Source organism: Galbibacter orientalis DSM 19592, from assembly GCF_000260115.1.
Lineage (GTDB): Bacteria > Bacteroidota > Bacteroidia > Flavobacteriales > Flavobacteriaceae > Galbibacter > Galbibacter orientalis.
Genome location: NZ_JH651379.1, coordinates 322,767 through 335,285, shown reverse-complemented (window position 1 = coordinate 335,285; position 12,519 = coordinate 322,767). Strand labels below are relative to the sequence as shown.

At 32.8% G+C, this 12,519-nt stretch carries 11 protein-coding genes; all 11 read left to right on the top strand.

Annotated elements, in window-relative coordinates; genetic code table 11:
* Nucleotides 1-15: 15 nt before the first annotated feature.
* The 11 genes from JOOMADRAFT_RS01620 to JOOMADRAFT_RS01570 all read left to right on the top strand — a co-directional run bounded on the left by JOOMADRAFT_RS01620 (nt 16) and on the right by JOOMADRAFT_RS01570 (nt 12,483).
* Nucleotides 16-954 carry a bifunctional riboflavin kinase/FAD synthetase gene (locus JOOMADRAFT_RS01620; protein WP_008610907.1) on the top strand — a complete coding sequence of 313 codons (939 nt, stop codon included), beginning with the start codon at nt 16-18 and terminating at the stop codon, nt 952-954.
* Nucleotides 944-2,263: an HTTM domain-containing protein gene (locus JOOMADRAFT_RS01615; protein ID WP_008610905.1), complete on the top strand. Its 1,320-nt coding sequence runs from the start codon at nt 944-946 to the stop codon at nt 2,261-2,263. The genes JOOMADRAFT_RS01620 and JOOMADRAFT_RS01615 overlap by 11 nt, the downstream gene beginning before the upstream one ends.
* A gap of 182 nt (nt 2,264-2,445) precedes the next feature.
* On the top strand, nt 2,446-3,714 hold the full coding sequence (gene serS / locus JOOMADRAFT_RS01610; protein WP_008610902.1) for a serine--tRNA ligase: 1,269 nt from the start codon (nt 2,446-2,448) through the stop codon (nt 3,712-3,714).
* Nucleotides 3,715-4,317: 603 nt separating this feature from the next.
* Complete coding sequence (locus JOOMADRAFT_RS01605) at nt 4,318-6,111, top strand: tetratricopeptide repeat protein (protein ID WP_008610901.1); 1,794 nt, start codon at nt 4,318-4,320, stop codon at nt 6,109-6,111.
* A 40-nt stretch (nt 6,112-6,151) separates the two neighbouring features.
* Nucleotides 6,152-7,060, top strand: coding sequence for an alpha/beta hydrolase family protein (locus JOOMADRAFT_RS01600; protein WP_008610900.1), 909 nt, complete (start codon nt 6,152-6,154; stop codon nt 7,058-7,060).
* 122 nt (nt 7,061-7,182) lie between these two features.
* On the top strand, nt 7,183-7,665 hold the full coding sequence (locus JOOMADRAFT_RS01595) for a cupin domain-containing protein (protein ID WP_008610899.1): 483 nt from the start codon (nt 7,183-7,185) through the stop codon (nt 7,663-7,665).
* Nucleotides 7,666-7,832: 167 nt separating this feature from the next.
* Complete coding sequence (locus tag JOOMADRAFT_RS01590) at nt 7,833-8,144, top strand: DUF4286 family protein (protein WP_008610898.1); 312 nt, start codon at nt 7,833-7,835, stop codon at nt 8,142-8,144.
* A 26-nt stretch (nt 8,145-8,170) separates the two neighbouring features.
* Entirely contained in the window at nt 8,171-9,034 is an 864-nt protein-coding gene (gene rsmA, locus JOOMADRAFT_RS01585; protein ID WP_008610897.1) for a 16S rRNA (adenine(1518)-N(6)/adenine(1519)-N(6))-dimethyltransferase RsmA, read from the top strand.
* A gap of 116 nt (nt 9,035-9,150) precedes the next feature.
* Nucleotides 9,151-10,506, top strand: coding sequence for a magnesium transporter (mgtE, locus tag JOOMADRAFT_RS01580; protein WP_008610896.1), 1,356 nt, complete (start codon nt 9,151-9,153; stop codon nt 10,504-10,506).
* 361 nt (nt 10,507-10,867) lie between these two features.
* The gene (locus JOOMADRAFT_RS01575; protein ID WP_008610895.1) at nt 10,868-11,338 is read left to right on the top strand and encodes a hypothetical protein; all 471 of its coding nucleotides are present in this window, start codon (nt 10,868-10,870) and stop codon (nt 11,336-11,338) included.
* Between the two features lie 209 nt (nt 11,339-11,547).
* Nucleotides 11,548-12,483, top strand: coding sequence for a 2-hydroxyacid dehydrogenase (locus JOOMADRAFT_RS01570; RefSeq protein ID WP_008610892.1), 936 nt, complete (start codon nt 11,548-11,550; stop codon nt 12,481-12,483).
* Nucleotides 12,484-12,519 lie beyond the last annotated feature (36 nt).

The following is a 12,519-nucleotide window of genomic DNA, read 5'->3' as shown; positions in this document are numbered from 1 at the left end:
TTTAAATGCTTTTAAGTGATTATAAAGCGTAATCTTTTTGATAAAGAAGAGAATTACTATACAGTAGTAACTGTAGGTACCTTTGATGGAGTTCATGTTGGGCACAAAAAAATTATTGATAAAATTGTAGCAAATGCAACTGCAAACGATTTAAAATCGACTATTTTAACTTTCTTTCCACATCCTAGAATGGTGCTTCAGCAGGCATCAGATTTGAAGTTACTTAATACTTTAGAAGAGAAAATTTCAATTCTAAAAGAAACAGGTTTAGATCAATTAATTATTCACCCTTTTACAAAAGAGTTTTCTCGACTTACCGCAGAAGAGTATGTAAAAGAGGTGCTTGTAGAGAGTATCAATGCAAAAAAAGTGATTATAGGTTATGATCATCGTTTCGGAAGAAATAGAACTGCAACCATAGGCGACCTTATAAAGTTTGGAGAAAAGTACAAATTTGATGTAGAGCAGATTTCTGTAGAAGAGGTAAATGAGGTTTCGGTGAGTTCTACAAAAATTAGAGTTGCGCTTGAAGAAGGGAATATAAAAACAGCAAATACTTTTCTAGGATATTCCTATATGTTAACAGGAATTATTACTAAAGGAAAAGGACTTGGAAAGCAAATAGATTTTCCAACAGCTAATATTCATATCAAAGAAGAATATAAGCTTATTCCTAAAATTGGGGTGTATGTTGTAAAAAGTGAATACAACAACAAAACTATTTATGGGATGATGAATATTGGGTATAATCCAACTGTAAATGGCGAAAAGAAAACTATTGAAGTCCATTTTTTAGATTTTGATGAGGATCTTTATGATAAAGAAATTAGAGTTGAATTATTGGAGAGATTGCGAGATGAAAAACGATTTGATTCTATTGAAGATCTTAAAAAGCAACTTATAAAAGATAAAGAAGCTACGTTAGCTTTTATTGCTAATTATCATGCTCAATAAATTTTTATTTACTAGCATAGATAATGCTTCCTTAACCGTATTTAGGGTTATTTTTGGGTTTCTAATAGCCGCTGAGGCTTTTGGAGCTATTTTTACTGGGTGGGTAAAACGTGCTTTAATCAACCCGAAATTTACTTTTAATTTTATCGGATTAGATTTTTTGCAGCCATTACCTGGCAACGGAATGTATTTCTATTTTGCGCTTATGGGGCTTTTTGGATTATTGGTTATGCTAGGTTATAAATATAGGTTTAGTATGGCCGGATTTACCATTATGTGGGCTGGAGTGTATTTTATGCAAAAAAACTCCTATAATAATCACTATTACTTACTCCTACTTTTGTGTTTGTTAATGTTGTTAGTGCCTGCAAGTAGGTATTTTTCTTTGGATGCTTTAAAAAAACCTTCATTTAAAAAAATATCCATGCCTCAATGGTGTAAGTGGCTTATTATTTTGCAAGTATGGATTGTTTATACCTATGCTTCCATTGCAAAATTATATCCAGACTGGTTAGACCTTTCCGTAGCAAAAATGCTAATGCAATCTAAAGCAGATTACTTTTTAATTGGGGGTTTACTCCAAGAGCGGTGGGTACATTTTTTTATTACCTATACAGGTATTTTATTCGATTTATTAATTGTGCCATTATTATTAATTAAGAGAACCCGAAAATGGGCTTTTTTTGCTTCTATTTTCTTTCATTTATTTAATTCTTTCGTGTTTCAAATAGGAATCTTTCCATATATGTCGCTAGCTTTTAGTTTGTTCTTTTTTGAACCTAAAACAATAAGAGATTTATTTCTGAAGAAAAAAGAGTTATACACCGCAAATGAAATTGAAATTCCTAATTATAAAAATGCGCTTCTTTTTTTTGGAAGTATCTATTTTATAGTTCAAATACTTTTGCCGCTTCGCCATTGGGTTATAAAAGATAATGTTCTTTGGACTGAAGAAGGACATAGATTAAGTTGGCGAATGATGCTTAGAGGAAAGTCGGGGATTATAACTTTTAAATTGGTAAATCATACCACTGGAAAAACACATTTTGTAAACTTAAGAGATTATTTGTCGCGTAAGCAACAAAAAATTGTAGCAACTAAACCAGATGTGATTTGGCAATTTGCACAGTATTTAAAAAAGGAATATCAAGAAAAAGGAGAAGAAATAAGCGTTTATGCCACCGCTAGTAAAGTAAGTGTGAATGGAAGTGAATATGAGGCATTTGTAAAGCCAGAGGTAGATCTTGCTAAGGAGCCTTGGCATTATTTTAAGCATGAAGAATGGATCTATCCATACCATCCAAAATAAGTAATAAATTAAGTTTTAATTTTTCATGTATTCCTCGCCAATAGTTTATTTTAACTTCATTATAAAAAAAGAGAAATACATTTCTTAATCGCCCGTAAACGTTTAAATTTGTGACTTGATTTTGCCTAAAAAGAGCAAGATTGAAAGAAAACATTCATTTTATAAATTAAATAAGTATAATCATGCTTCAAGTACAGTTTATTAGAGACAACAAGGAGGAGGTAATTAAGCAACTACAAGTAAGAAATGTAGCGGCTTCAATTATTGAAGAAGTAATTTCCTTGGATGAAGAGCGTAGAGCACTTCAGGCGCAATTAGATAACACATTGGCCGAGTCTAATAAATTGTCCAAAGAAATAGGTGGATATTTTAAAAGCGGCGATGTAGAAAAAGCAAATGAATTAAAAGCGCAAACAGGAACGTTAAAGGAAACGTCAAAAACACTTAGCGAACAGTTAAATGAAAAATCGGATGCGTTAACCAATTTGCTGTATAAAATTCCTAATATTCCGCATCCTTCGGTTCCAGCAGGAAATTCTGAAGATGATAATGAAGAGGTTCTTAAAGAAGGAGAAGTGCCTAAATTGGCTGGGGATGCATTACCACATTGGGAACTTGCTAAAAAATACGACATCATCGATTTTGATTTGGGAGCAAAAATTACTGGAGCTGGTTTTCCTGTATATAAAGGAAAAGGCGCACGTTTACAACGTGCTTTAATAGCTTACTTTTTAGATAAAAATACCGCTGCTGGATATACCGAATACCAAGTGCCACATTTGGTAAATGAAGCGTCTGGTTATGGAACTGGGCAGTTGCCAGATAAAGAAGGGCAGATGTACCATATTGGGGCAGACGATTTGTATTTAATTCCTACCGCTGAGGTGCCTGTAACTAATATTTTTAGAGATGAAATAGTTTCTGAAAACGATTTGCCTATTTGTATAACTGGTTATACCCCATGTTTTAGAAGGGAAGCAGGAAGTTATGGGGCTCATGTAAGAGGATTAAACAGACTACATCAATTTGATAAAGTAGAAATTGTAAGGGTGGAACATCCAGATAATTCTTACAAAGCACTTGATGGAATGGTAGCGCATATTCAAGGTATTTTGAGAGAATTAAAACTTCCATACAGAATTTTAAGACTTTGTGGTGGCGATCTAGGGTTTACTTCTGCGCTTACTTTTGATTTTGAAGTGTATTCTACAGCTCAAGAGCGTTGGTTGGAAATTAGTTCGGTTTCTAACTTTGAAACGTATCAGGCAAACCGCTTAAAACTTCGTTTTAAAGATGAGAATGGTAAAAGTGTTTTAGCACATACCTTAAACGGAAGTTCTTTAGCATTACCAAGAGTTTTAGCAGGGATATTAGAAAATTACCAAACTCCTGAAGGAATTAAAATCCCAGAAGTGCTTGTTCCTTATACTGGTTTTGATATGATTTCTTAATTGAAGTATGAAGTATATAGTATGAAGTACAAAGAATTAAGAAGGCAGTTGGAAAGATTGAAGGATTGAAGGATTGAAGGATTGAAAGAATGAAAGATTGAAGGATTGAAGGATTGAAAAAGGAAGAAGTCGGAAGTCGGATGTCGGATGTCCGAAAGATTGAAAAAGGTCAATATAAAAGACAAGCATAATAACTCACAACAATTAACTATTAACAAATAACTATTAACGAATAACGAATAATATTTTTTTACCAACTGTCTCCCAACTTCGGACTCCTTTTTTATTTCCAAATCTTCAAATTAGCAAATTGACACATCTTTGCACCTTCTTAGTTGAAAGATTGAAGGATTGAAAAAGGAAGAAGTCAGATGTCTGAAGTCCGAAAGATTGAAAAAGGTCAATATAGAAGACAAGCATAATAACTCACAACAATTAACAATTAACAAATAACAAATAACTATTAACTATTAACTATTAACAATTAACGAATAACATTTTTTACCTACAGACTACTGAATTAATAAATTATATTTGAAATCTAAGTGTTATATTTATGGTATAACGAAGTAAATAGATTGAAATAACTATATTCAAAAAACTGTGAGATTTTTATTCGTACTATTTTTTTTTCTGATAGGAATTTTGGGTCTTTCTGCCCAGAATGAAGCCATAGCGCAACAGTATTTTGAGAAAGGCGATTTTGAGAAAGCAATTGTTTATTACCAGAAGCTCTACGATAAAAATCCAAATAATAGAAACTACTTTATGGCTTTGGTGACTTCTTTTCAGCAGGCAAACCAGCTAGAAAATGCCGAGAAGATTTTGTTGAAAAAGTTAGAAGACAAAAATATTTATCCTGTACTTTTTGTAGAAACGGGTTATAATTATCAATTAATGCATCAGGAAAAAAAAGCCGATGTTTATTTTGATAAGGCTGTTGAGAGTCTTGATGAGAATCCTAATTTTTCTTTTGCCGTTGGTGGGGCTTTTAAAAAAAGATCCTTGTTGGACTATGCTATAAAAACGTATAAAAAGGGAATGACTTTAAATCCGAAGCTTAACTTTAATTACGACTTGGCTTATATCTACGGAGAAAAAGGAGACATTGAAAATATGTACGAAATGTACCTAGACCTAATGCTGGAACGCGAAAATTTAATTGGAAATATAAAGCGAAACCTTGGTGCATTTATTAGCGATGATGCTAAAGATGAAAATAACATACTGTTTAAAAAAATACTTTTACAGCGCTCTCAAACAAATCCGAATTTACTTTGGAACGAATTGTTGAGTTGGTTATTTATTCAGCAGCAGGATTATAAAAGCGCATTTGCGCAAGAAAAAGCAATTTATAAGCGTTCTGTCGAGCCTTCGTTAAATGGGTTAATAGATTTAACACAGATAGCTTTAGAGAATAATGCTATAGAAATCTCCCAATCAATTTTAGAATTCATAATTTCTCAAACGCAAGATCAACAATTACTAATTTTTGCAAAGCTTAAGTTAATTGCTATTTCGCTTAAAAATACTAAGGAAAAAGAGTATGATACAATTGAGCAAGAATTTAAAACGCTACTAGATACTTATGACATTTCTCCGCAAACGCTAGAAGTACAATTGGAATATGCTAAATTTTTAGCCTTTAATTATAATAGAAGTGATGAGGCTATTGTAGTTTTAAAAAATGCTTTAAAATTACCTGTAAATAAGTTTGCTGAAGCACAAATAAAAATGACTACTGCCGATGTATTTGTGTACGACGAAAAATTTAATCAGGCGTTGATTTATTATTCCCAAGTTCAGAAGGAATTAAAGAATGATGTTTTGGGTCAGCAAGCACGATTTAAAGTAGCGCAAACGAGTTTCTATAAAGGAGATTTTGAGTGGGCAGAAACCCAATTGAAAGTCTTAAAATCGTCTACCTCACAATTAATAGCCAATGATGCTTTGGAATTAAAACTTTTAATATCCGATAATAAGCTTAAAGATTCTATACAAACAGCGTTAAAGTTATATGCTAAAGCCGATTTATTAGCCTATCAAAACAATGATGAAAAGGCAATAGCATTGTTGGAGATTATATTAAAAGAGCATAAAGGAGAGCCTATTGAAGATGAAGCTTTATTGAAACAAGCAGAGTTGTTTGAAAAGCATGAGGAATATGAAAAGGCAGCATATAATTATCAGAAAATAATTGAGTTTTATCCAACCGACATTCTTATGGACGATGCTTTGTATAAACTAGCTTCAATTTATAAAGATAAACTTTCAAAACCTGAAGAAGCCAAGAAGTTACTAGAACGGATTATTTTTGAGCATCAAGACAGTATTTATTTTATAGAAGCCCGAAAAGAATACCGATTACTTCGAGGTGATACTGTGAATCCTTCGTAGAGAGTTTAATGATTTTGTTACCTGTAATTTAACCCAACCAATGAACGGATTTTTAATACCAATATTTTTCTTCCTTTTTTTTAGTATTGGGTTTGCTCAAAACGGAAAGCTACTCTCAAAAAAATTAGTTGATATTTCAAATACGCCAATTTGGAGCAAAATTTCTCAAGACAATGAATTGACTTCAAACTTTGAACATTTAAAGAAATTGGATTTTTACTTTATAACATACGAAAGCGATGGACTTAAAGTTAGAGGTTTATTAATTGAGCCAAAGAAGGAAGGGAAATATCCCGTTGTGATTTTTAATCGTGGAGGAAATCGGAATTTTGCTCAATTAACAGTTGCAACACTCATAATGTACACATCTAAATTAGCCGAACAGGGTTACATAATAATTGGTAGTAATTATAGAGAAAAAGACGAATTTGGAGGAGCGGAAATAAACGATGTGTTGAATTTAATTAAAACCGTAAAAGAAATTGAAAAAGCTGACTCAAATTGTATTGGAATGTTCGGCTGGTCTAGAGGTGGAATGATGACTTATTTAGCATTACAGAAATCGGACAAAATAAAAACGGCTATTGTAGGAAATGGTCCTTCTGACCTATTAGATATAATTAAGTTTAGACCAAAAATTGAAACGAATGTATTTGCCGAATGTATTCCTGAATATTGGTATAATCGAGAATCTGAATTAAAAAAGCGTTCAGTAGTTTATTGGGCAGACGAATTAAACCAAAACAGTAGTCTTCTGATTCTATGCGGTACAAAGGATAAAAGAGTGAACTCAGAACAAGCAGACAAGATTGCGAGTAAATTAAAAGAAGTCGGATATGAATTTGAATTAAGGAAATTTGAGACAGACCACTTTTTCTCAGAATATAAAGAAGAGTTAAATGAAATGGTAATTGAATGGTTTGACAAACGATTAAAAAATAAAACTTAAAAAGTAGACCCATTGTTTAACTGAAAATTATTATCTTTTTTATATGTTACGTTCCAGCATTTATGTTGTATGCAAGCATAAAACACCAAATAAAAAGAATACATATTTTAAAAATTTATATAATGAAAAATTCAATTTTAACACTGTTTATTTTAGCCTCATTATTGGGGTTTTCTCAAGATTCTGAATATAATGTTTCCTCATATCTTACGGAGGGGACAAAAGCGCCAAACACTCATTATATTGGAGAGGCTTGGTTAAATGCTATTATTCATGATGATACAGAATTGGGCTATAACATTACAAAAGCAACCTTTAAGGCTAACTCAACTTTGGATTGGCATAAACATAGTTCTGCACAAGTTTTAATAATTGTGGATGGAGAAGCATATTACCAAGAAAGAGGAAAAGAGGCTGTAATTCTAAAAGAAGGTGATCTAATTAAGTGCGAAAAAAATATAGAACATTGGCATTCTTCTTCCAAGGATAGTGATGTAACATACTTGGCGTTTTATAGTGGAGAACAGCCAACAACTTGGACGGAGGTAGTAACACAAGATTATTATGATGGTGTAGCCAAAAAGTTAAAAGCCTCTTCAAAATAAATTAAGTTGTTTTCTTATGAGTATTGTTAGGGTTTGCGTGCCGACTTAACTTGGAGGAGCCTCAAAGGAATAGATTTGAAAAGTTTCTTTTTAAAAAGAGAAATTAGCGCTAAGATGCTTAATTTTGAACACTGAACACTGAACACTGAACACTGAACACTGAATACATGTATATATATAACGTAACAACAAATATAGAAGAGCAATCTCATGAAGCGTGGTTGCTATGGATGAAAGAAGTTCATATTCCGGAGATGATAGCAACAGGAAAATTTAGCAAAGCTATAATGACGCGTGTCTTGGTGGAAGAAGAGATGGGAGGAATTACTTACTCTGTACAATATTATACTAAAGATAAAGCCACTTTACAGCGTTATTATGCGGAAGATGCAGAGAATTTAAGAAGTAAAGCCTTAGGGAAATTTGCAAATAAATTAGTTTCCTTTAGAACAGAATTAGAAATTGTAAGCGAGCATTAAAAGCTTTCTTAGCATAATGCAAGGCTATGAGTAAGAAAAATAAGAAGTTTGAGCACAAACCTTATAAAAAGTCTAATGTAGACAATAGTTCGCCAGTAAAAGCAAAAAAGCATTTAGGGCAGCACTTTTTAAAAGATGAGGAAGTTGCAAAACAAATAGGAGACACTTTAACGCTAAATAATTACAGTAAAGTATTGGAGATAGGTCCAGGAACTGGTGTCTTAACTAAATATTTACTACAGAAGGATATAGACCTTATTGCAATGGATCTTGATAGCGAATCTATTGTTTATTTACAACAAAATTTCTTATTAGAGCATCCTCGTCCTGCAAGCATCAAAAAAGATTTTAAGGTAATTGAGGCCGATTTTTTAAAGTATGATACTTCCTTATTATTTGGAGAAGATTTGTTTGCTATTACAGGAAATTTTCCTTATAATATATCTTCTCAAATAGTTTTTAAAGCGCTAGAACTTCGAGATCAGATTCCTGAATTTACAGGGATGTTTCAGAAGGAGGTTGCTGCTAGGATATGTGAAAAGGAAGGCAATAAAACCTACGGAATTTTATCGGTTTTGGTACAAGCTTTTTATGATGCGGAATATTTATTTACCGTAGCACCAGAAGTTTTTAATCCGCCGCCAAAAGTACAATCGGGAGTTTTGAGATTGATACGAAAAGAAGATTATTCGCTTCCATGTGATGAAAAATTATTCTTTAGAGTAGTTAAGTCGGCTTTTGGTCAACGAAGAAAAACATTGCGTAACAGTTTAAAAACATTTGAGCTGAGTGATAATTTAAAAGAAGACACTATATTTGATAGGAGACCAGAACAAATGAGTGTTGACGACTTTATATTACTTACTGTTAGAATAGAAAAAGATTTGTAGTAATCTGCGCAAGGGATAGGAGCGGCATCCTCAGCCCATACAAAGTATGGCTGAGATATAGCGGATAGCCCGGCGGCCATTTTTATGGACGTGCGCCCAAAATACAAAAGTAAAAAATGATTCCATTTAAGCTAAGCGAAGAGCTCATAGAGCAGATTGAACACCTTATTGAGACTAATGGGGATGTTACGTTGTTGGATATGATGGAAGATTTTCATTATGCCGATATTGCAGAGATTATCCATGAGTTAAACTTGGATGAGGCTACTTATATTATAAAGTTACTCGATAGTGAGAAAACTTCTGATATTCTTACCGAACTTGATGAGGATATCCGAGAGCAGATTTTAGGAAACCTTTCGGCAAAAGAGATTGCAGAGGAGATTAGCGAGCTTGATACGGATGATGCTGCAGATATTATTGCAGAGCTTCCAGATGAGCGAGTGAATGAAATTATTGCTCAGATCGACGATAAGGATCATGCGCGCCATATTGTGGAGCTTTTGCGTTATGATGAGGATTCTGCTGGGGGATTAATGGCAAAAGAGCTTGTAAAAGTTAATGAAAATTGGAACGTGCTTACCTGTGTAAAAGAAATGCGCAGACAGGCGGAAAATGTAACTAGAGTACATTCTATTTATGTGGTAGATAATGATGATAAATTAAAAGGGCGACTGTCTTTAAAAGATTTGTTGACCACTTCTACAAAAGCTGAAATAAGTAGTGTTTATATTCCGAAAGTTGATTATGTAACCGTAAATGATAAGGGGGAAGACGTAGCACGATTAATGTCGAAGTACGATTTGGAAGCTGTGCCAGTAATTGACGAACTAGGAAGATTGGTTGGACGAATTACCATTGATGATATAGTAGATGTAATTAGAGAGGAAGCAGAAAAAGATTACCAATTGGCGGCAGGTATTACGCAAGATGTAGAAGCAGATGATGGCGTTTGGGAACTAACCAAAGCACGTTTACCATGGTTGCTTATTGGGATGTTGGGCGGACTGGGTGCTGCGAGTATAATTAATGGTTTTCAAGGGGCTATGGGGACCTATCCAGAATTATTAATATTTGTGCCTTTAATACAAGGAACAGCAGGGAATATGGGGGTTCAATCTTCTGCAATTGTAGTGCAAGGATTGGCAAACGATACTATTAGAGGAGAAATGTTACATAGGTTGATTAAGGAGTTTTTCTTAGCCTTAACCAATGGAATAGCAATTGCATTTGTAGTACTTTTAATTAGTCATTTTTTGTTTGAAACGTCTTATTTAGTTTCTGCTACTATTGGAATAGCTTTAGTAACTGTTATTATAATTGCAGCAATTATTGGAACTTTTGTGCCTATTTTTTTAGATAAAAAGGGAATTGATCCAGCGGTTGCTACAGGGCCCTTTATTACAACCAGCAATGACGTTTTTGGGATATTGATATATTTTACAATAGCTAAGCTGATTTTAGGGTTTTAATTATTGTTGTTCGATAAAAGTTAACGGAATTTATTGGGCTTCACTTATATCAAGGTTTAAATGAGGTTTTTAAGATAGACTCCTTGCTATTAATAAAAAATGAATAAAAATACGATTTTAGGAATGTTGTTTTTTTAAACTGCTTATTCTTTGATAGTTAAGATTTAGTCTTTTTTCTTATAGCGAAGTGGTTTTGTATTTTTACTCGGACATTAATGGTTTTTAAATGTGTTTGATGTAGGAAAAATTGTTGTTTGACGAAAAGAATGTTAAAAATCGTAAAAAATTTTCTCTCATATACTTACTTATATTATTTTTACCTAAATTATAATCCCTAAGAGCCTCCTTAGGGAATTTTTTTATGAAAGAATTTAAGTCATATAATAAGAACACACAGAAAAATATTATTGAGCTGTATGTTATTAACTGCAAGCTGAAAGAGACGTATAATGAATGTCAATATTATATCTCTCCTTCGGAGCTTAAAATCTTTTATGAGGAAAGCTTTTTTACTAAGAATGATTTTTGTTTAGATATGTATGATTCTTTTATGAATAAACAAAAGCTAGCTCTTGTAAAGGCTCATACTCAGGTTTCTGTATATATAAGCATCTTAGCTCTTAATTTGCTTATAGTAAAAGATGGTAGCGCTTATTTATTTAAAAAAGCACTGGCTCTAGAAGAAAGAAATGCTTTTGTAATAGCTGCCCTTATTAAAGAAGAGGTATCAGAAAGTTTAAAAGAAGATATGTCTCAACGGTTTAAAACCCAAGAGAAAAGAATTACAACTTTAAGAAGCATTATTAAAAACCATTATAAAGTAGTTCATTAGAGTTTTAAGGCTTTTATACCTTTCCTTGCTATTTAATACTTACATGTTTTTCGTTTAATTTTAATTAAAGTTTACCTTTGTAACTAATACTAAACTATTGGTTTTTGAAGTGATTGCGAGCTATTCAGTACAAGAGAATTCATATTGCCGAGTCTTAGTTTTTATTAGAAAATAATAAACCCCTAAAGAGGAATTAAAATTTTAAGATAATGAAGGTACTTCATTTAGATACAAATCATCCACTACTTATAGAGCAATTAGCAGAAGCAGGTTTTGATAACGAGACAGATTACAACTCCAATCAAGAAGAAGTGGAAAATAAGATTCATAATTACGATGGAATTATTATTCGAAGCAGAATACGTATTGATGAACAGTTTTTAAGAAAGGCAACCAAGCTAAAATTTATTGGACGGGTTGGTGCTGGATTGGAAAACATCAATATGGAGGTTGCTAAGGAATTAGGTATAAAACTTTTTAATGCGCCAGAAGGAAATAGAAATGCTGTTGGGGAGCAGGCTTTGGGAATGTTATTGTCTTTATTTAATAACCTAAATAGAGCGGATAAAGAAGTGCGTAATGGAATGTGGAAAAGAGAAAAAAATAGAGGCTTAGAGCTTGAAGGAAAAACCGTAGGGATTATTGGGTATGGAAACATGGGAAAAGCTTTTGCTAAAAAGTTAAAAGGCTTTGATGTAGATGTACTTTGTTATGATATTGTAGGAGGAGTGAGCGATGATAATGCCCGCCAAGTGGGAATTCTTGAGTTTAAGAAAAAGGTAGATGTGGTGAGTTTACATACTCCGCAAACTCCAGAAACGATGGGGATGGTAAACAAAGAATTTATAGATTCTTTTCAAAAATCGTTTTGGTTTATAAATACGGCCCGAGGGAAAAGTGTGGTGACTTCCGATTTAGTAGAGGCCTTAAAATCTGGAAAAATATTGGGCGCAGGATTGGATGTTTTGGAATATGAAAAAGCATCTTTTGAGAATTTATTTTCTGATGAAATGCCAAAAGCATTAAGGTATTTAATAGCTTCGGATAATGTTTTATTAACACCACATATTGCTGGTTGGACTATAGAAAGTAAAGAAAAATTAGCGCAAACAATTGTAGATAAGATTAAAGCAGAATTTTCTTAACTTAGAAGAAGCAACTAATTTAGGTTGAAAGTAGAT

Excerpts from the sequence above, each read along its gene's own strand:
- JOOMADRAFT_RS01615 (WP_008610905.1), top strand. The coding sequence starts at position 944 with ATGCTCAATAAATTTTTATTTACTAGCATAGATAATGCTTCCTTAACC.
- serS (WP_008610902.1), top strand. The coding sequence starts at position 2,446 with ATGCTTCAAGTACAGTTTATTAGAGACAACAAGGAGGAGGTAATTAAG.
- JOOMADRAFT_RS01600 (WP_008610900.1), top strand. The coding sequence starts at position 6,152 with ATGAACGGATTTTTAATACCAATATTTTTCTTCCTTTTTTTTAGTATT.
- JOOMADRAFT_RS01595 (WP_008610899.1), top strand. The coding sequence starts at position 7,183 with ATGAAAAATTCAATTTTAACACTGTTTATTTTAGCCTCATTATTGGGG.
- JOOMADRAFT_RS01590 (WP_008610898.1), top strand. The coding sequence starts at position 7,833 with ATGTATATATATAACGTAACAACAAATATAGAAGAGCAATCTCATGAA.
- rsmA (WP_008610897.1), top strand. The coding sequence starts at position 8,171 with ATGAGTAAGAAAAATAAGAAGTTTGAGCACAAACCTTATAAAAAGTCT.
- mgtE (WP_008610896.1), top strand. The coding sequence starts at position 9,151 with ATGATTCCATTTAAGCTAAGCGAAGAGCTCATAGAGCAGATTGAACAC.
- JOOMADRAFT_RS01575 (WP_008610895.1), top strand. The coding sequence starts at position 10,868 with ATGAAAGAATTTAAGTCATATAATAAGAACACACAGAAAAATATTATT.
- JOOMADRAFT_RS01570 (WP_008610892.1), top strand. The coding sequence starts at position 11,548 with ATGAAGGTACTTCATTTAGATACAAATCATCCACTACTTATAGAGCAA.